Here is a 16,565-nt window from a genome sequence, read left to right on the forward strand (position 1 = left end):
GTTGCTTTTTAATCCATTAACTGCAAATTTTATATTTCCTCCCATAAGCGGAGTTCAGGTGAGTCTATGCCGAACATATTCGTTGAGGAACTGGTTCACACTCCTATAGAGAAACAGGTCATTGAAATAGTGGAAAGAAAGGGCATCGGTCATCCTGATAGCTTGGCTGACGGGATGGCTGAGGCTATGAGCAGAGAGCTGAGCAGAGAGTACATCAGAAGGTTTGGGGCGGTGCTGCATCACAACACTGACGAAACACAGATCGTTGCCGGCCGCTCAAACCCACAGTTCGGTGGTGGAGAGGTCATCGAGCCGATTTACGTCCTGCTGGTGGGAAGAGCGACGAAGTTCTTCAATGGTGAGTACATTCCCACAGACAAAATCGCCCTGAAGGCTGCGAGAGACTACATAAGGCAGCACATGCAGAACCTCGACCCTGAGCTGGATGTGGTCTTCAACGTCAGGCTGGGTGAGGGGAGCACCGACCTGCAGGACGTTTTTAGGAGAAAGAGTGGAAACGTTGCCCTTGCCAACGACACGTCGTTCGGCATAGGTTTTGCTCCTCTCTCTGAAACTGAAAGGCTGGTTTTCAACGTTGAGAGGAGAATCTACGAGGAGTTCAGGAAGAAGAATCCTGCAATCGGAGAAGATGTTAAGGTAATGGGGCTGAGGGAGAAGGACAGAATTTCTCTCACAATCGCCGCAGCCTTCGTTGACAGGTATGTTGCCAACATTAAAGAGTATGACGCAATTAAAGAGGAGCTTGAGAACTTCGTTAAAGAAATTTCTTCCGAGTACACCGAGAGGGAGGTGGAAGTTTTCGTAAATACCGCCGACGACTACGAGACTGGCTGCGTATATCTGACAGTTACCGGCACCTCAGCGGAGAACGGAGACGACGGGAGCGTTGGAAGGGGCAACAGGTGCAACGGCCTCATCACCCCCGGCAGACCGATGAGCATGGAGGCGAGCAGTGGCAAAAACCCCATCAACCACGTAGGCAAGATTTACAACCTCCTTGCCAACCAGATCGCAGCAAGAATTGCTGAAGAGGTTGAAGGCGTTGAGGAAGTCTATGTCAGAATTCTAAGCCAGATTGGCAAGCCGATAAATGAGCCAAAAGCCCTGAGCGTTCAGGTTATCCCGAAAAGCGGCTACGACATTTCAAAGCTCGAAAGGCCCGCAAGGGACATTGCAGAGGAGATGATTGCCAACGTTGGCAAGATAACTGACATGGTTATTGAGGGGAAGGTCAGAACCTTCTGACAATATTTTTGTAAATTTTTGCCGTTCTGTAAAGCTCCTCCACGTAAACGAACTCGTCCTCACCGTGCAAATTCCCCCCACCCGGACCCAAGTAGAATGCGGGAACTCCGTGCTTTCTGACGTGCCTCGTATCTCCAACACCCAAGGAAAACACAGCCTTCGGCCTCAATCCCTCTTCCCTTATTGCCTCGCTCATAATTTTCAGCAGCCTTAAGTCATCCTCAAGCTTAACAGCATCGCAGCCAACACCGTAGGGCTGCAGAAAGCCCTCCACCCTGAACTCCATGTTCTCGGCGTAAAGCTCTCTTCTCACTTCTTCAACGCTTATCCACGGGGCGAATCTTACGTCGGCGTAAACCGTGCACTTCGGAGCAACAACATTCCTCTTAACCCCTCCCCTAATCATAGAAGGATTGAAGACCGCATGCCAGCTTTTAACAGCAAAATCCATGCCGAGCTTGCTGAAAATTTCCCTATAGCTCCCAAAATCCCCCTCAAGCCCTCTGAAGGATTCAACTTTCTCAACGATGTACTCGGAGGCTCTGTATATCGCCCCCTCCTTAGCGTCGTGAGAGGCTGTGTGCCCCGAATTTCCCTTGAACTCTATATCCAACGCCAAAACGGCAGCTTGCAAAACTCCGATGCTCTCACTCCCCGTCGGCTCCCCTATTATGACTGCATCAGCCTTTTCCCTTTCAAAAACATATCCGAGCCCATTAACCCCTCCAACCTCTTCATCTGAGGTGAAGGCCAGCTTCAGCCCGCACTCAGGCTCTATCTGCGAGGCTGAGCAAATTGCCGCAACACAGCCCTTCGCATCACAACTCCCCCTCCCGTAGAGCTTTCCGTCAACAATGACGGGGTTCAGAAGCTCGTCTCCAGCAGGAACGGTATCGAGGTGGGAGGTGAGCATGATTTCGGGTTTGCCCCTGCTGATGTAAACAACGAGATTCTCCTTACCCTCCTCCTTCGCGTAAATCCTTTGCTCGTAGGACGAGAAAAGCTGTGAAAGATACTCGACAGCCTCAGTAGTCACTCCGGGAGGGTTGCGGGTGTCTATTTTTATGAGGTCTTTGGTTATCTCAAGGGGGTCCATGAGTTGAGTGGGTAGGCATTGTTATAGCTGTTGCCCTTTATCCCTTTTGATTCCAAAAACTATCATAATGATAGTGAATTACATGATTTTATGCGAAAGATTTATTAAATCAAAGTTTACACAAAATTTACAATGGCAGTATCAATCGAGGAGTTCTCGCGCATAATAATCGCAACTCTGGACCTCAATTTTCAGATACTGGAGAACTTCTTCACGCTGCTGGTAGTTTCAGCAACAAACTCCTCCCTCGTTTCTCAGGGAGCAAATCTCAACTTTTCCAACGTTTGGGGGCTGATTTACGGTGGGCTTGTGTCGAACTACTGGAACAGCTTCGCCATACACGAAGTTTTAAACGCGACGCAGCACAACGTTTCAGCGATGAAAAACTTCTCTATTGCGATCAACTACCTCGGGAGCAACGCCACAACCGTGTTTGGCGATGCAGAGGGGACGAAGGGTGTGACGTACCTCCAAAAAGGAATTTACGATTACCTCAAGAGCAACCCGCAGGAAGCGGAGAACCTCGCAAGCAGCCTATCGAGGATGTTCAAGGCTGAGGTGGAGTTCCTGATAAAGCTCATGGGGGCTGTGAACACGACCTTCACGTGACGTAGAAGGGGACGGGAGTAAAGCAGAGAAGAGCCAGAATGAAGGCGATAACACCGACTGCGTATCTTTTCAGGTCAAGCGGAGTTTCATCGTCAGCAGGCTTTGGGTGTCTTTGCATGGAGAAGAAGAGGGAGATAAACCCCCAGAAAAACCAGATTGTGTTTGGCTGGTTGAGCTGCATCATGAGAAAGAATCCGTAGGCAAACAGCAAAAAGGGAACAACTCTTGAAATTTTCTCGCTCGCCTCTCCAAGCATGGCCCTCAGCACATGACCGCCATCAAGCTGACCGACGGGAATCATGTTCAGGAACGTGACGAAGAACCCGACCCATCCGGCGAAGGCTACCGGATGGATGGCCTCTTTTTGGTAATTTGTTAGGTAGAGGATTGCATCGAAAATCGGCGGTGTGCCTATGTATATTGTCGGCTCGCTGGTGAGCTCGAACGGAAGCTGAAGACCGATCAAAACGACAATTACCGACGCAATAATCCCGGTGATAGGCCCGCTCACGCCGACATCAAAGAGCGCCTTTCTGCTTGGAATTACGCCCCTATGTCTGATCACAGCCCCAAGCGTTCCGATGATAGTTGGAAAGGGGATGAAGTACGGAAGTGAGGTCTTCATTTTCCACCTTCTTGCCGCGAAATAATGCCCCATCTCGTGGCTGCCGAGGACGAACATTATGGCGAGGGAGAACATCAAACCGCCTGCGAGGTTTATCTTCTCACCGTAGAAGGTTGAACCAACGGCTGTGGTGGTAATGAGGGTTGCATGAAGAGGATTATGTTGGTCAGGTAGCTCTCCTTCCTCTCAATCTCCTTCAGCTCAAGGACCATCTCACCGTATTGATACCTCAGCCCCACCTCGTAGCTCTGAGAGAGAAGGTGAAGCAGCTTCCTGATTTCGCTTTCAGGCGAAAGGGGAACTACGTAGAATCTGACAGTCTTACCGATTTTCTCCTCGCCGTATATTCTGAAGTGCTTCTCTATCTCCTCTCTCACATTCATTCTATCAGCTCTACATACCCCTCATCCGCGTTAACAACTACACGGTCTCCTGTCTTCACCGCCTCAAAGAACTTCTCGTCTCTAACCTCCACAAGAGGTATCTCGGCCATAGCAGCACCCACGGCAATTATAGTCTCGGTTTTTTTGTTTATGATTGCTTTGGGAGCCACACCATTCTTCCTGAGGTTGAGCAAAACGTAGGAGCCAACGGTTGAGCCCTTCCCACCGGGAAAAACGAGTATTCTTCCCGCGACACTTTCGCCTTTTATCTCGCAGTCCTCTTTCACAATGCCCGTTTCCTTGTCAATACCACCCAGAAAAGAGATGTATTCCTTTGTTACCAAAGCCTCTCCTTCGGCCCTACCCCTGGTTATCGCTCTGCAGGCGAACTTCACAAGTAAAATAGATTAATGTGTTATATGGCTTTTACCCTCTTCTTCTTTGCGAGGGGGCGGGGCTTTATGAGTATCCTTCCTCCGCAGTTCGTGCACTGAACGAGGCTTTTTTCAGTGTCTATATCTACTTCAGCCCCACATATGAGGCACACGTAGGACATTTTTTACCCCACTGACTTCTCAACAATTTTGCCTCCAGGCGTTACCGGCTGGTAGCATCCTCCAGCGAACTTGTATCCGCAGTGCCTGCACTCCCAGATTCCCGTTCCTGATCTTTTCACTGCCTTCTTGCCGCATTTTTTGCAGACATACTTCTGCCTCTGAACCGCCTCGATTTCCAGCCAAGTTCTTCTGACTCTGAGGCCATATCTTGGTCCGAACCTGCCTGCTGACCTCACTTTCTTCGTTCTGCCCATGCGATTAACGTGGTCTTATTGCATTTAAACGTTTTCCACTAAAAGGAAAGGTAGGTTTTCTGATGCCTCAGGTACTCCCCCCTGTCAACCAGGTTCTCCACAAACACCTTATCTTCGGGAAGATTGCTCAGCTCGTCAGATGAATGCCTGCTTCTCCCTATTCCAAGAACGTCGTCGAATCTGTTGCAAACGAAAACAATTGAGTTTTCCCCGAATTCAGAGGCTCTCTCAACTGAACCTGCGAAAATGTCCCTGCCGTAGAGGAACAGCATCTCCCCCCGTTCATTCACCCACACTCTGTTCCTGCTGTTTCTCAGAAGCCAGAACGTACCTTCAAGGGAGAACCTGAACCTTCTCCCCACCTCCCCAATTTTGACTCCTGCGTAGTGCGGATTAAGCTCTCCAATCACGCCGTAAAGCTCCTTGGAAACTCCGTAAACCTCCTTCTTCTCACCTTCCTTAACAAGCAGAGCGTAATGGCTCAAAAAATCGCCAGAGCCGTAGTAGCTGAGGGCTTTTCTTATTACTTTCAGTTCCTTAGTATTTGGTTGTCTAAACGCCATTTAATCGCCTTGATAATGTTGCTGTAATCTCCATCAATCCTGAATGCCTCAACCGTGTTGACAATCACGCTCTCCCCAACCTCCATGCTACCCTCCATCTCCTCGGGCAGCACTACCTCACCGTTGGCACTCATTTCGTAGCAGTCCATGCTCTCCTCTATCCCCACAACCACGAACTTTCTTCTCAGGAAGTAGGGCCTAATTTCCTCGAACCTCTTTAAGGTTGCGAGGGTCTCATTTGCTATAATGGAGGTGTTCATCTCAAGCGCCTTGACGTTTATGCCAATCTCATTCCTGTCGAGTTCGTAGCTGTACCCGCCGACCTTGCTAAGATACGTGTCGGCTATAACCTCCACCGGATACCTGTACATCGTCCATATTCTTTAAACAATTACCATTTATAACTTTCGGTCAATTTAGCAATTAATCATTTACAATACTCTTTAATGCTCAGCTCATACTCAGCATATGGACTATTTCCGCTTGGCCGAGAAGTTTCTGAGGGAGATGCACGCGAAATACATGAAGAGGGTGAGCAGGCCGGGAAACACGCCTCGGCCGTGGTTTGACTTTTCCGAAGAAAGGCTTCTGAGCAGGCTGTTTGAAGAAATGGATGAGCTCAGGGAGGCTGTCGAAAAGGAAGACTGGGAAAACCTCAGGGATGAGCTTCTGGACGTAGCAAACTTTTGCATGTACCTTTGGGGGAAGCTGTCGGTTAAGAATATATACGATAAAGGCGAGGAGCAGTAATGCTCATCGCTGTCGAGGGCATTGACGGGGCGGGAAAAACAACCATTGCTGCTTACATTGCAGAACTGCTCAAAGAAAAGGGATACAAAGTCAAGGTGCTTAAAGAGCCGGGCGACAGCAAATTCGGGAAAAAAATAAAGAGTTCTGAGGAGAGACTCTCGCCCGAGGAGGAGCTTGAGCTTTTTTTGAAGGACAGGGAGATTGACGCGAGGGAGAACATACTTCCCGCATTGCAGAGCGGGTATGCTGTCGTCATGGACAGGTACTACTTCTCAAACATAGCTTATCAGTCAGCGAGGGGCATTGACGCAAGGCTGATCAGGGAAATGAACGAAAAAATTGCTCCTAAACCTGATTTAACGATACTTCTCGACGTAGAGCCGGAGATAGCGCTTGAGAGGGTCAGGAAGAGGGGCAAACTTTCACCTTTCGAGAAGCTGGATTATCTCAGAAAAGTTAGGAAATGCTTTCTTGAGAACGCAGACGAGACGACAGTCGTCGTCGATGCGTCAAAACCGCTCGAGGAAGTCAAAGAGGAGGTAAGGAAGGTGATTGAGAGCTTTTTAAACCTCAAGAAGAACTCTAATTAAGTCCTTGTCCCTCACGGTTCCTATGAGTCTGTTCTCCGAATCAAGGACGGGAATGTAGTCCAAATCGCTCCTGACCATTCTCTTCGCACACTTCGAAACGCTCGTTTGCGGGTAGACGAACTCCGGCTTCTTCATGAAGTTCTTGACGGGCTCCTTTGGTAGCTTGACAACACTAACCTCAAAGTATTTCACAGTGTAATCTCTAACCGAGTCCCAGCTCCAGCTATCATCCGTGTCGCTTGAGGAGGAGTAAGCCGTTTGCTCTATGAAGTCCTCTATAAGCGTTTCAGTCAGCATGATTTTCTCATCAATAACTCCCACGAGCTCGTCGTTGTCGTTGAGAATTCCAACGAATTCGGAATTTGAGAGCCTCATTATCTCTCCGACCACGTTCAGAGGTGTCTCCTCCCAGACGCAGACGATGTATGGTGTTATGTAGCTCTTAACCGGTTTTTCGATGTTCATTTCGGCAATCTTCTTGATTATGTCCCTCACCGTTATTATGCCAACAAGCTTGCCGTCCTTAACAACGGGAAGCCTTCTGAAAGGCGTCGAGGTGAGTATTTTCACAACCTCTTTGACGTCTGCATCAGCATCAACCGTTGTGGGATTTGGGGTCATCAGAAGGGCGAGCTGATTCTCCTCTATTTTCCTCAAAATGTCCTTTCTCGTGACAATCCCAACAAGCTCGGAGTTCTTCAAAACAGGTACGGCTGAAATTTCGTATTTTTTGAACAATTCGAGTACCTTGTCTCTCGTACTCGGAAGGGTCGCGTAAATTACATTCGAGTTCATAATATCTGCTGCCTTCATTGCATCTCGATAATTCGTTTGAGATAAATAGTTTTTCATGCCTCGGTTCATCAGGGAACAAAGTTATGGGGGCATCTAAATCCAACTCATCGTCAGGTTGATTTTACATCAGGTACTTCTCAACGAACTCCTCTGGAGTAAGAATTTCAAGTCCCTCGTATCTAATTCCCCTGTCCTTTGTTATCAGGACGGAGTCACTTAGAATTGCTGTCGAAACAACTATTGCATTGGGGAGCTTTAATCCTCTTACTCTCAACTTGGCAGCCATATTTGCAACCTCAACGTCCACACCTTTAACTGTAAATCTCTGGGTGATATGATTGACGAACTTCTCTGCCTCAACAATCTCGTCATTTCTGTAGAATCCAACAAGAACCTCCGCAACGACGATTGTGGAAACAGCGCCTCGATAATCCCATCATCGATGGCATCCAGAATTTTCTCGCAGTATTCGGCCTTCTTCTCTGTTTTTTACGGCGATGAAAACGTTTGTGTCGGGACAGACTCTTGGAGTCTCACTCACTCAATCACCCTCTTTGTCCCACTCATCTCTGAGCCTCCTCTGGAATTTTACACTTTTTTCTCCAACGGGCTTACCCGCCTTCAGAATGTCCTTCAGTCTTTCTCTGCTTACCTCGATGAAGACCTTTCCACTCTCAACTCTGAAAATAACTTTCACCGCTGGCAATGGTTGAGCTTACAAAAAAGCATCCCGTCAATTCTTTCCAGCTACTGTTATCAGAAAATCCTTGTAAATCAAAGCAAACAGCGGTCAAACATCACCTCTGCCAATCCACACCCTCTTAACCCAATCCACCCTGTCAAAGTCGGAATCCTCCGAGACTATCACACTCACCCCATGTCTCCTCATGCTCGAAAGATGCAGAGAGTCCGAGGGTTTGAGGTTGTATCCAAGCATGAACTCCTTCATGAGGTCGTAATCCTCAGCTTCAATCGGAACAACCCTGAGAAAGCTTAAAAGTCTGTCAAGATACTCAAACACCTCATCAAGCTCGATTTTATACTTTCTGTTGAGTATCCAGATAACCTCATCGATTGCGAGCATGTTAGTCACCAGGTCGTATTTTTCAATTTTTCTGAGAAGGTTTACGCAGTAATCAAAGATTTCGTCACTTTCAGAGTACTTCAGGTAAATCAGATAATTGGCATCCAGAAAAATTTTCATTCGAACTCATCCTCCAATGCAATTCTGTAAACCTCGCCCGCAACCTTCTTTCTGGTTTTTTTGACCCACTCAATGAAATCATCGATGTCCTGCTTTTCAATCACTATCTTCCCGCCCTCTTCATCCACAAGAAGGACATCATCTGGCTTTATTCCCAGCTTGTCCCTTATAACCTTTGGAATCACGACCTGCCCCTTCGCACCTACTTTAACCTTGAGTTTTACCATAGGTATGATTTGGGGATACTTTTGATAAAACTTTTGTCTTATATGTTGTCCACTTCATAAAACACTTTACAGGCTACCGGAAGCTAACACTGAATTTCAAGAAGCTTCCATTTTTTGCCCTTTTTGATTCTGGCTTTGATGAGATAATACTTCCTTTCAAAGACGTTTCTGCCAGATTTGCCTGAATATGGGTTTATTTGCTCGAATTTTGCCTTCTTGCTTATGTCTTTTACAGGATAAACAATATAGGGTTCTTTAGAGATTGCTTCCGCAAACTCTTTATCAGCTATTGCTTTAATTGCACTTTTTGGTGGCTCATTAATTTTCTCTATGCACTTGACGTAAAGCATCGAGTCACTAGAGCCGAGATACCTCAGCATACCAAAGTATTTGATTGCTATATCGATATCATCACAACCAATGAACAAGTTTACATCATCTGGGAAAAAGACATACTCTCTAACACCAAATGTTTTCTCGAAAGTTTCTAACTCCGTGGGATTCTTCTTTTTCTTCAGCCGCTTAATCAAAACCGAGTTAATTGCAATTTGTTCAGGCGGTAAAATTCGTATATCAGCATCCCGCACAGCATAAAAAACACGTTCACCTTCAGCAACATTACCAGTTGTTCTTATGGCTGTTGCTACCAATGATAGCTTTATCGCCGACGGAGACGGTAATGGGACACTTAAGGCGTACTGTGAAGAATAATCTGGTATGCGGTACGAAAAAAATGATGGGAAGTGTAATGTCAATTTTACCCATTGCATCCTTGTTCACCTTAAAATTCCATTTTGTAAGGTTTATTTTTAATTAGCTCTCCTATTTTCATTGCAAACTCTGCAATACCATTGAACTCAGCAACTTTTAAAGAATCGTCTATGTTCTCCACTATAGTTTTTACTTCATCAACATAGTTACTCTTAAGGGGCGAGATTATGGGAACAGGTATTGGCTTTGTCGAGTAAACTATTACACCGCTGAAATCTTCAACATGAGGCAATCGTGTGGTAGTCATTGCTCCTTCTGGGCGGGCAAACAGGAGCGGATACGCCTTCAATGCAAGCTGATATCTTCTTTCCCTTGCGTTATCGTTTGCATCATAGGTGTATTTATCCTGCTTTGCCTCATTCAGCCCAATTCTCCAAGGCTGAAAGACTGAAATGATTGCATAAACTCCAGATCTTGTTGGACGATGGTAAACCATCTGAGTTGAAACTCCCCCAACCTCTTCTTCACTCTCTTCAGTTTTCTCTCTTTTGCCTTTTTCACCAAGAGCGTGTCTTGCATGAGTGTGGATATCTCTATAAACCTCAGGGATTCCGAGAGCCCAGCCAAATTCTACTGTTGATTTTCTTGAGGCTGTAGGTCTTTCGAGAAGGAAGCCCTGAACATCGCAAATGTCACATGTATTTAAAGCCTGCTTTAATGCGTCTTCAACATCCTTAGGTGTTGCTTTCTTTGATTTTATCGCAAAATTGAACTTTTCTGGATTTAGCACCTTACATGCATCGCACAAGTTGTTTTTATCATCCAATGTCCACATTATTTCTGTATGAATATGTTTTAGCATCTCTCCAGAAATTCCATCGGTTGTTACGGCCTTCTTTGTGTTCGGGTCTATTATTCTAACACTTCTCGGCTCTGTAACGTTACCAACAGTTCCTTCATTGTTCAAGCTGTGTAGCTGCCATGTAGCTCTCCCCAAAATGGCGATTTCATAAATTCCACTCACTTAAACCACCTCCTCAGATTTTAATGTAGCTTCATCTTCTCTCTCACTTTTAACAAGAGCATAACTGATGAGAGCTGCTCTAATTGGCTTCACATCGTATTTATCCACCAAACTCATAAGTTCTTCCAAATCCTTTTCACTAAGGCGACTAAGCTCCTTTCCCTTGTAGCCTCTCCTAGCTATAGTTTCATATCTTCTCAAAAACTTCTTTATGACTTCTTCAAACTGTTCTTTTGTCTCAACGTATTCTAATTCTACAAGAGATGCGTAATCGTCGCCAATCCTCAGCGCTTTCCTCAATGCCGCCCCAAAATTCTTTACGGCTTCACATCCAAAAATATCTCCAAGTTTAAACTCCGACAAAATTCACCACCTCCTTTAAAACTTTTTCTTCATAACTTCCGAACTTTATCCGATCTTTACCAATGTCATTTCTTAGATGGAGTTTGATGTATCTCTCATAATTGGACAAACTGGGATTTGTGATGAATTCGGCTAAAGCAGATGGTAGGTCTTCATAGCCTTTTCTGAAAGCGGTCCACTCAAAAATGTCTTTCCATTTGTTCAACACCTTTATTGCCTCATTGGATTCGGCTATCTGGTGTAATAAGTCAAGGGGGAAAATGCCACCTGTTAACGGCTTCCACTGGTTCCCTGTTTTGGTCATTACACCATATATCAGAGAACCGAACTTTGGTGCAAATTTACCACCTTCTTCAACTCTTAGTTCTTCTAAAACCAAATTAACAGCTATTTGAGCGAGTGATGGAAACCACCCTGCTCTATGTAAGCCTTTTACCGAGTCATCGATTCTCTTTCTGATCTCACCAATCAGGTGTAATATTCTTGTTCTGGTAGGGCTTGGAATGGCAAAAATCATGCCCATGTTCGAGAACTTTCGTATGGTTGCATTGATATGCCCCAATACTGAGAGAGTAAAGTCACTTATCGACACTTTTACAGGCGACCCTTCTGAATATTGCTTTTTTAACAGTATTTCGTCCCTAATACCCTTCGTTGCTGCCAACTCCATTGGCTGATATAGAGTCTCCTTCCCGCTGCCTATGTAAACGGGTGATTTAAGCTCTTTTAAACCGTCCAATATGTTTCGGATATCTTCTACATTTCCTAAGAACTCTACAACCTTCTTTTTCGTCTTTTCTCTTTGTCCACTTCCAATTGTTATAAACGTCCAGTCCCAAGCTTGATCGTCACCAAAAAATTTATGAATCTGGTCGATTCGCTCAAAGTTCAATTCTCTTTGTGATTCTATTAAATATAATCCACCCATGTCGCTTACAACTGCGTCTCCGCTCAGTGTATGCACGATAACCCCCACTCCATAGGCCCTTGATACATCAAAAAACTCCCAGCCAGTTTTAGGCAGAAAATATCGATTCATAACTTGCACCTCCAGTAGCAAGTCTGTCTGAAATTCTTATCAATTTAGAAAGCAAACCATAAAGTCTGTAAGCCTCATTCTCATCAGCTACATTTAAGTACGTAAAATCAAGCCTATTGGCTGAATCATGGACTTTAATCAACTCTTTCGGAACGCTCCAGACCTCCTCAATGAATTTGTTGAATTCTGGAATTAGACGGTATTCTTTGTATTCTCTCGCCCACGGTCCGTGGTGATGAGCAATTGCCAAATAGAATGCTTTGAATACACCTGCGTCATCAAATAAACTTTCTAAATAAGGTTGCAAGGCTTTTGCAGAAACAGTTGCGTGTGGGGGCAATTTTCTGACGTCACTTTCATCTGAATGGGCTAAAGGTATTTTGCCATTCCATCCTACTTTCTCCTGCCAATTTATGTTTAATTTGCCCAGATCATGTAGTGCCGTTATGCATTTAATAAGATTGACAAACTCATTATACTCGTACCCGAAGTAATCAGCGAAATTTTTGATAACATAGTAATAACGAGGAATTAGGTAGCAGTCGAGTACCCATAGAGAGTTCTTTGCGTGTTCAACCCAACTCTCTTTCTCAAGTTTATAATCAGCTTGGCTTTTAATACCTTTAAGTTTCAGTTTATCGGGCTCAAAGGATTTGATTGCATTAGGAGCAGATTTGCCAAGCACAAGCCCGACTTCTGGAGAATAGCAAGCACCACTCAGAACATAAAGTTGAAATGGGGTTACATCTTCTTTACTTTTTACAAGTACTAGCGTGTATTTGCTTTCATAATCTCCAATTACCGGATTTTCTTCTAGTTTGTATGTTTTTATGCCTAACTCCGCAAGCTTCTCAACTTTACCACTTAAAACTCGCGCATCAACACGTATTCTCGGCAGTGCCAAGATTTCCTCTGGTTCTAGAGTGTCAGGATTTTCATGAAGTGTAATATCACACGAAAAAATTTCTCTAACGTTCTGCTCCACCTTTGCCTTACTACCTTCATAAACAGCTCTTGCAAGTTCCCCAAGTCTCTGGTAGAAAAACTTCGAATCCATGAAAAACTCAAAATGACTTGAAAGTACATTGTTGACGAGTTGGAGTTCAGTTTGCCAATCTAAAGGAAAATCCCCTTTACTCCTGATTTCAGTTATTGTACTCTCGATTAGCTCTTTAAGATATGGAGCATATGGATTGCTACTGTCTCTGGCGAGCCCAAAAACGTGAAATTCTCCATTGCCACCCCACCTTGCACATCTCCCAGCCCTTTGTATCAGTGCATCAATTGGAGCAACTTCTGACAGAATTATTGGAGATGAGATATCCATTCCTACTTCTATTACTTGTGTAGAGATAAATATACACTCGCCTTTACCATTCTTACCGAATACTTTTTCAAAGGATTTCTCCTTTTCTGCCCGATCTTTTTCTAGATATCTGGAATGCAGGAGAAAAATGGGATAGTCTATTTTCTTCCTTAGATCGAGGTACAGGTTTTGTGCTCGTTCGACAGTGTTAACAACTACAACAAGTTTTCTGCAGTTCTCAGCCTCCTTTAGAACAGTATCTGCCGTTAACATTTCATCAGGTCTATTTATAAGTTCAACTTTTCGATTTCTCCTCGATTTGATTTCTGATTCATTCTTCACGTCCATAATCTCGACTTTACCTCCATTTTTCTCTATTCTTTCCTTGACACGTTCAATGAAAACATCTGGTAGAGTAGCAGACATTATGATTGAAGGAAGGCCAAGTTTTGCAGATTGCATAGCGATTGCTGCAGCAGTTTGAAGACCTTTTTCTGGGTCAAGAGTGTGTACTTCATCAAAAACGGTCAGAGCTGATGCAATACCACCTACAAAAATGTTTCCCCACCTTTTTGGCATGCTTAAGGGAACGCTCAAATATGCCCCAGCAGTCTGATCGATTGTTGTGACAATAATATCCTCCTCGAAAAGGCTACTTGTTGCCTTTTTGCCATGATGAATTGCTACTCTTAGTTTTTTGAATGAAGCATACTTAATAGCACGTTCGCCAATACTTTCCACTAAAGTTCTTGTCGGAAGCGAATAAATCAACTGAGGTGGTAAGTAGTCATTGAGGCCATAAATAAAAGGAATTAAAGATGCTTCAGTTTTTCCGGCACCGGTCGGCGCTCTAATAATCAGGGATTTTCCCTCCAGTAAATTATCCATTGCTTCCTTTTGATATTCGTATGGACTATGGCCTGTTAATTTGCGAAAGGCTTTAATCACCATAAATCCCCCTGTAAATTCCCTCCATCAAATTAACAAACCCCAAAATCCCTGCATCAATAAACCAGTTACCGGTAAACCTAAGCTCATTAGATTCGCCATATCCTGAATTGTCACATTCATTTTCTTTTCCGATGAAATCGTCAAGCGTAACTACCTTCATACCACCTTCACCATCCCAAACCCCATGCTGTTCTTAGAGCCAAAACCCGCCTTATAACCCACGTCAAGCAGCTCAGGACTACCTTCAGCCTTAAAAACCATTTCAACACATCTGTGAAAGGTGTCCTTAAGCCTGATGCGCTTCGCTTTAACGTTGAGAGGTTTCATGTGGAAGTCGAGGTTTTCCGGAGCGCTTTTGTAATATAGAACGTACTTCTTCACAAGATTCTGCAAGATAACCTCGTAAAACTTACTGTCTTTCGGATACAAATCAAAAATCCTCCTTCTGCCGTTCTCTCCGACTGAGGTAGATGCATATATGGGGCTGAGAGTTACGAACTTCTCCCTTCCCTTTACCTCCCTTTCTGGAAGAACAGACACCTCTGAGACGATGAAGTCAACACCGCAGATTCTTATCTCGGGCTTTGAGAGCAAACCCTCAACAAGACTGGCGGCAACCTCATTTCTGAGAGTGGAGAAGAAAAAGTAAGCCTCCTCGCAATCCGACACCATCTTTTCTCCCTCTATCCTGAACTTCCTCTTTGGAATGAAGAGCTTGCTGAAGGTGAAGAATTTCGGGACATCTGGCTTGTGCAGCTCAATGGAAAGCGAGGGGTCAGCCCTTTCAATAGCCCTGTAAATCGCCGAAGCGAGGTGATAAGAGTGGTTCAAGTCAATCTCGAAGCTGTCTGCAGGTGACAGGAGGGAGATTTTCAAACGCATTGAGCAAAGTTACACCTTGTCAAATATAAGGTTTTTGCTTGCTGTCAGAGTTGTGAATGAAAACCACCGGCGGTGGTGTATCTGAAAAGAGGTCGCGACCCCTATCTACTAAGGTATTTCCAGCTCCTATACACGTCGTCATGTCTTATGCGGATTGTCAAACCTGTGTCAAACCTCCTTAATTTCCTTAGTTGGTGCCGTATTTCCACAATCACGCTCATCCTGCGCAGTTTCAACCCAGACCGGGACTAGTTGTTCGAGGAGGACCGGACAACACCTTAAAGAGTACAAGAGCCTCCAAAGAGGCCATCAAAGAAGCTCTATTATTATCGACGACATTAAAAACATTAACGTTCAGGTTGCCTAGCTCATGGAAGAAGTCCTGGCGACTCACCCAGGGCTGATAGATTACATCATGCCCACAACACAGGAAGCCTTAACCTCCAGTCCTATGACTGAAAAACTTCTCTCTGAGATCTATGAGCAATATATGCAGCCTAGGAAAGAGGTCAACCTATGCCAGGCAATGTAAAACTTGAAAAGCTAATAAGTCACCTGCAAAAGATTAAAGAGTGATGAAGTGAAACAATGTCCTATGCAAGAGGTGAAAAAATTGATGGGGTAATCTTCCTAGTGGAAGAAACAGATGACGGCTACACTGCAAGAGCTCTTGGCCACTCAATTTTCACCCAGGCTGGCTCTCTTGAGGAACTGAAAGAAATGGTTAAAGATGCTGTAGAGTGTCATTTTGAGGAAGGAGAAAGGCCAAAATTATCAGACTTCACATAGTGAGGCAAGAGGTCTTAACCCTATGAAACTTCCCAGAGATATTGCGGCGAAGAACTCGCCAAGTTACTGAGAAAGTACGGCTATGAAGTTACCGGCAGTCATATGAGACTCACAACCCATCGGGGAGGAGAACACCACATAACGATTCCAAGACAGGGATCTTTGAAACCTGGAACTCTTAACTCAATTTTGAAGGATGTCGCAGAACACCTTGGAGTTGATAAAAGAGAGCTAATAGAGAAGCTTTTTGGAAGGTGATTGTTGGCTTTAAATCTTCTGAATGTCTATTTGGATGTCTATCTCCGCGCGTCTCGTATCTCTTGAGTAGTTCGCGCCGGGAAAATTACCAACCATAACGAGTAAGCTGCCTTAATCGATTTCTCCTCTCTTCGATTTTTAATTTTGTATTACAAAAAAGTAAATACTCATAAAGCTCATACCTAAGCAATCCCAATCTTGGAAAAGCCCAATTAACCCACCTTAAAAATGGGCCCGCGGGGGTTCGAACCCCGGACCTCTCGCTTATCAGGCGAGCGCTCTAACCAGGCTGAGCCACGGGCCCTCAGTCAGCTTGAGGAAAA

25 protein-coding genes, 1 tRNA gene and 1 pseudogene are annotated in these 16,565 nt (G+C 44.8%); 6 read left to right on the plus strand and 21 right to left on the minus strand.

The genetic code is table 11. The features are described 5' to 3' along the window. Window positions 1-66 precede the first annotated feature (66 nt). On the plus strand, window positions 67-1,266 hold the full coding sequence (locus AF_RS00240) for a methionine adenosyltransferase (protein ID WP_010877564.1): 1,200 nt from the start codon (window positions 67-69) through the stop codon (window positions 1,264-1,266). On the opposite strand, the gene AF_RS00245 is transcribed toward AF_RS00240, so the two are convergent. Beyond that, window positions 1,253-2,362, minus strand: a complete 1,110-nt coding sequence (locus tag AF_RS00245) for a M20 family metallopeptidase (RefSeq protein WP_010877565.1) — start codon at window positions 2,360-2,362, stop codon at window positions 1,253-1,255. The genes AF_RS00240 and AF_RS00245 overlap by 14 nt on opposite strands. Before the next feature lie 132 nt (window positions 2,363-2,494). On the opposite strand from AF_RS00245, the gene AF_RS00250 reads away from it, so the two are divergent. Continuing rightward, window positions 2,495-2,971 carry a hypothetical protein gene (locus AF_RS00250; RefSeq protein WP_010877566.1) on the plus strand — a complete coding sequence of 159 codons (477 nt, stop codon included), beginning with the start codon at window positions 2,495-2,497 and terminating at the stop codon, window positions 2,969-2,971. Here AF_RS00250 and AF_RS00255 read toward each other — a convergent pair. The 7 genes from AF_RS00255 to AF_RS00280 are packed head-to-tail and all read right to left on the minus strand — an operon-like array spanning window position 2,964 to window position 5,724. After that, on the minus strand, window positions 2,964-3,671 hold the full coding sequence (locus AF_RS00255) for a site-2 protease family protein (RefSeq protein ID WP_010877567.1): 708 nt from the start codon (window positions 3,669-3,671) through the stop codon (window positions 2,964-2,966). The genes AF_RS00250 and AF_RS00255 overlap by 8 nt on opposite strands. Window positions 3,672-3,688: 17 nt before the next feature. Beyond that, window positions 3,689-3,979, minus strand: coding sequence for a hypothetical protein (locus tag AF_RS13345; RefSeq protein ID WP_244372781.1), 291 nt, complete (start codon window positions 3,977-3,979; stop codon window positions 3,689-3,691). Next, complete coding sequence (locus AF_RS00260; protein ID WP_048064159.1) at window positions 3,976-4,383, minus strand: DUF126 domain-containing protein; 408 nt, start codon at window positions 4,381-4,383, stop codon at window positions 3,976-3,978. The genes AF_RS13345 and AF_RS00260 overlap by 4 nt, the downstream gene beginning before the upstream one ends. An 11-nt stretch (window positions 4,384-4,394) precedes the next feature. Next, entirely contained in the window at window positions 4,395-4,535 is a 141-nt protein-coding gene (locus AF_RS00265; RefSeq protein WP_010877570.1) for a DNA-directed RNA polymerase subunit P, read from the minus strand. A 3-nt stretch (window positions 4,536-4,538) separates the two neighbouring features. After that, entirely contained in the window at window positions 4,539-4,790 is a 252-nt protein-coding gene (gene rpl37A, locus AF_RS00270; protein WP_010877571.1) for a 50S ribosomal protein L37Ae, read from the minus strand. Window positions 4,791-4,828: 38 nt separating this feature from the next. Continuing rightward, complete coding sequence (locus tag AF_RS00275) at window positions 4,829-5,353, minus strand: PUA domain-containing protein (protein WP_010877572.1); 525 nt, start codon at window positions 5,351-5,353, stop codon at window positions 4,829-4,831. Next, window positions 5,320-5,724 carry a hypothetical protein gene (locus AF_RS00280; RefSeq protein ID WP_010877573.1) on the minus strand — a complete coding sequence of 135 codons (405 nt, stop codon included), beginning with the start codon at window positions 5,722-5,724 and terminating at the stop codon, window positions 5,320-5,322. The genes AF_RS00275 and AF_RS00280 overlap by 34 nt, the downstream gene beginning before the upstream one ends. Window positions 5,725-5,821: 97 nt before the next feature. On the opposite strand from AF_RS00280, the gene AF_RS00285 reads away from it, so the two are divergent. After that, window positions 5,822-6,103 carry a MazG-like family protein gene (locus tag AF_RS00285; RefSeq protein ID WP_010877574.1) on the plus strand — a complete coding sequence of 94 codons (282 nt, stop codon included), beginning with the start codon at window positions 5,822-5,824 and terminating at the stop codon, window positions 6,101-6,103. Next, window positions 6,103-6,693 carry a dTMP kinase gene (gene tmk / locus AF_RS00290; protein ID WP_010877575.1) on the plus strand — a complete coding sequence of 197 codons (591 nt, stop codon included), beginning with the start codon at window positions 6,103-6,105 and terminating at the stop codon, window positions 6,691-6,693. Before AF_RS00285 ends, tmk begins: the two co-directional genes overlap by 1 nt. Here tmk and AF_RS00295 read toward each other — a convergent pair. The 12 genes and pseudogenes from AF_RS00295 to cas6 form a co-directional block, all read right to left on the minus strand. Continuing rightward, window positions 6,667-7,506 carry a CBS domain-containing protein gene (locus tag AF_RS00295; protein WP_048064160.1) on the minus strand — a complete coding sequence of 280 codons (840 nt, stop codon included), beginning with the start codon at window positions 7,504-7,506 and terminating at the stop codon, window positions 6,667-6,669. The two genes, tmk and AF_RS00295, sit on opposite strands and share 27 nt — an antisense overlap. Before the next feature lie 103 nt (window positions 7,507-7,609). Continuing rightward, a pseudogene (locus AF_RS12510) lies at window positions 7,610-7,900 on the minus strand (type II toxin-antitoxin system VapC family toxin); the annotation flags it as partial. A 129-nt stretch (window positions 7,901-8,029) separates the two neighbouring features. Beyond that, window positions 8,030-8,185, minus strand: coding sequence for a hypothetical protein (locus AF_RS12970; RefSeq protein WP_156029468.1), 156 nt, complete (start codon window positions 8,183-8,185; stop codon window positions 8,030-8,032). Between the two features lie 93 nt (window positions 8,186-8,278). Continuing rightward, a complete protein-coding gene (locus AF_RS00305; RefSeq protein ID WP_010877579.1) occupies window positions 8,279-8,692 on the minus strand; it encodes a type II toxin-antitoxin system VapC family toxin in 414 nt (137 codons plus the stop codon). Continuing rightward, the gene (locus tag AF_RS12305) at window positions 8,689-8,919 is read right to left on the minus strand and encodes an AbrB/MazE/SpoVT family DNA-binding domain-containing protein (RefSeq protein WP_052270455.1); all 231 of its coding nucleotides are present in this window, start codon (window positions 8,917-8,919) and stop codon (window positions 8,689-8,691) included. Before AF_RS12305 ends, AF_RS00305 begins: the two co-directional genes overlap by 4 nt. 83 nt (window positions 8,920-9,002) lie before the next feature. Next, entirely contained in the window at window positions 9,003-9,689 is a 687-nt protein-coding gene (gene cas5 / locus AF_RS00315; RefSeq protein WP_010877581.1) for a CRISPR-associated protein Cas5, read from the minus strand. 11 nt (window positions 9,690-9,700) lie between these two features. Then, window positions 9,701-10,654, minus strand: coding sequence for a DevR family CRISPR-associated autoregulator (locus AF_RS00320; RefSeq protein ID WP_010877582.1), 954 nt, complete (start codon window positions 10,652-10,654; stop codon window positions 9,701-9,703). Next, a complete protein-coding gene (locus tag AF_RS00325; RefSeq protein WP_010877583.1) occupies window positions 10,655-11,017 on the minus strand; it encodes a hypothetical protein in 363 nt (120 codons plus the stop codon). Next, window positions 11,004-12,056: a hypothetical protein gene (locus tag AF_RS00330; protein ID WP_231487532.1), complete on the minus strand. Its 1,053-nt coding sequence runs from the start codon at window positions 12,054-12,056 to the stop codon at window positions 11,004-11,006. The genes AF_RS00325 and AF_RS00330 overlap by 14 nt, the downstream gene beginning before the upstream one ends. Further along, window positions 12,034-14,313, minus strand: coding sequence for a CRISPR-associated helicase/endonuclease Cas3 (locus AF_RS00335; protein WP_010877585.1), 2,280 nt, complete (start codon window positions 14,311-14,313; stop codon window positions 12,034-12,036). The genes AF_RS00330 and AF_RS00335 overlap by 23 nt, the downstream gene beginning before the upstream one ends. Then, window positions 14,303-14,473 carry a hypothetical protein gene (locus AF_RS12975; protein WP_156029469.1) on the minus strand — a complete coding sequence of 57 codons (171 nt, stop codon included), beginning with the start codon at window positions 14,471-14,473 and terminating at the stop codon, window positions 14,303-14,305. Before AF_RS12975 ends, AF_RS00335 begins: the two co-directional genes overlap by 11 nt. After that, window positions 14,470-15,195 (minus strand): CRISPR-associated endoribonuclease Cas6, encoded by a 726-nt coding sequence (gene cas6 / locus AF_RS00340; protein ID WP_010877586.1) that lies wholly within the window; start codon window positions 15,193-15,195, stop codon window positions 14,470-14,472. Before cas6 ends, AF_RS12975 begins: the two co-directional genes overlap by 4 nt. Window positions 15,196-15,783: 588 nt before the next feature. Between cas6 and AF_RS00345 the strand changes: the two genes are divergently transcribed. Both AF_RS00345 and AF_RS00350 read left to right on the plus strand, forming a co-directional pair. Beyond that, entirely contained in the window at window positions 15,784-15,984 is a 201-nt protein-coding gene (locus tag AF_RS00345; protein ID WP_231487533.1) for a 2-oxoisovalerate dehydrogenase, read from the plus strand. A 102-nt stretch (window positions 15,985-16,086) separates the two neighbouring features. Further along, entirely contained in the window at window positions 16,087-16,242 is a 156-nt protein-coding gene (locus AF_RS00350) for a hypothetical protein (protein WP_231487535.1), read from the plus strand. 229 nt (window positions 16,243-16,471) lie between these two features. Here AF_RS00350 and AF_RS00355 read toward each other — a convergent pair. Next, window positions 16,472-16,546 (minus strand) — tRNA-Ile (locus AF_RS00355). Window positions 16,547-16,565 lie beyond the last annotated feature (19 nt).

Origin of the sequence: Archaeoglobus fulgidus DSM 4304 (assembly GCF_000008665.1) — an archaeon.
GTDB classification, from domain to species: Archaea; Halobacteriota; Archaeoglobi; order Archaeoglobales; family Archaeoglobaceae; genus Archaeoglobus; species Archaeoglobus fulgidus.

What these genes read in the sequence shown, in the direction of transcription:
- cas6 (WP_010877586.1), bottom strand. Translation starts at nt 15,195, where the DNA reads ATGCGTTTGAAAATCTCCCTCCTGTCACCTGCAGACAGCTTCGAGATT.
- rpl37A (WP_010877571.1), bottom strand. Translation starts at nt 4,790, where the DNA reads ATGGGCAGAACGAAGAAAGTGAGGTCAGCAGGCAGGTTCGGACCAAGA.
- AF_RS00265 (WP_010877570.1), bottom strand. Translation starts at nt 4,535, where the DNA reads ATGTCCTACGTGTGCCTCATATGTGGGGCTGAAGTAGATATAGACACT.
- AF_RS00275 (WP_010877572.1), bottom strand. Translation starts at nt 5,353, where the DNA reads ATGGCGTTTAGACAACCAAATACTAAGGAACTGAAAGTAATAAGAAAA.
- AF_RS12305 (WP_052270455.1), bottom strand. Translation starts at nt 8,919, where the DNA reads ATGGTAAAACTCAAGGTTAAAGTAGGTGCGAAGGGGCAGGTCGTGATT.
- AF_RS00280 (WP_010877573.1), bottom strand. Translation starts at nt 5,724, where the DNA reads ATGTACAGGTATCCGGTGGAGGTTATAGCCGACACGTATCTTAGCAAG.
- cas5 (WP_010877581.1), bottom strand. Translation starts at nt 9,689, where the DNA reads ATGCAATGGGTAAAATTGACATTACACTTCCCATCATTTTTTTCGTAC.
- AF_RS00240 (WP_010877564.1), top strand. Translation starts at nt 67, where the DNA reads ATGCCGAACATATTCGTTGAGGAACTGGTTCACACTCCTATAGAGAAA.
- AF_RS00250 (WP_010877566.1), top strand. Translation starts at nt 2,495, where the DNA reads ATGGCAGTATCAATCGAGGAGTTCTCGCGCATAATAATCGCAACTCTG.
- AF_RS00255 (WP_010877567.1), bottom strand. Translation starts at nt 3,671, where the DNA reads ATGTTCTCCCTCGCCATAATGTTCGTCCTCGGCAGCCACGAGATGGGG.
- AF_RS00350 (WP_231487535.1), top strand. Translation starts at nt 16,087, where the DNA reads ATGAGACTCACAACCCATCGGGGAGGAGAACACCACATAACGATTCCA.
- AF_RS12975 (WP_156029469.1), bottom strand. Translation starts at nt 14,473, where the DNA reads ATGAAGGTAGTTACGCTTGACGATTTCATCGGAAAAGAAAATGAATGT.
- AF_RS00345 (WP_231487533.1), top strand. Translation starts at nt 15,784, where the DNA reads ATGTCCTATGCAAGAGGTGAAAAAATTGATGGGGTAATCTTCCTAGTG.
- AF_RS13345 (WP_244372781.1), bottom strand. Translation starts at nt 3,979, where the DNA reads ATGAATGTGAGAGAGGAGATAGAGAAGCACTTCAGAATATACGGCGAG.
- tmk (WP_010877575.1), top strand. Translation starts at nt 6,103, where the DNA reads ATGCTCATCGCTGTCGAGGGCATTGACGGGGCGGGAAAAACAACCATT.
- AF_RS00330 (WP_231487532.1), bottom strand. Translation starts at nt 12,056, where the DNA reads ATGAATCGATATTTTCTGCCTAAAACTGGCTGGGAGTTTTTTGATGTA.
- AF_RS00295 (WP_048064160.1), bottom strand. Translation starts at nt 7,506, where the DNA reads ATGAAGGCAGCAGATATTATGAACTCGAATGTAATTTACGCGACCCTT.
- AF_RS00305 (WP_010877579.1), bottom strand. Translation starts at nt 8,692, where the DNA reads ATGAAAATTTTTCTGGATGCCAATTATCTGATTTACCTGAAGTACTCT.
- AF_RS00335 (WP_010877585.1), bottom strand. Translation starts at nt 14,313, where the DNA reads ATGGTGATTAAAGCCTTTCGCAAATTAACAGGCCATAGTCCATACGAA.
- AF_RS00285 (WP_010877574.1), top strand. Translation starts at nt 5,822, where the DNA reads ATGGACTATTTCCGCTTGGCCGAGAAGTTTCTGAGGGAGATGCACGCG.
- AF_RS00245 (WP_010877565.1), bottom strand. Translation starts at nt 2,362, where the DNA reads ATGGACCCCCTTGAGATAACCAAAGACCTCATAAAAATAGACACCCGC.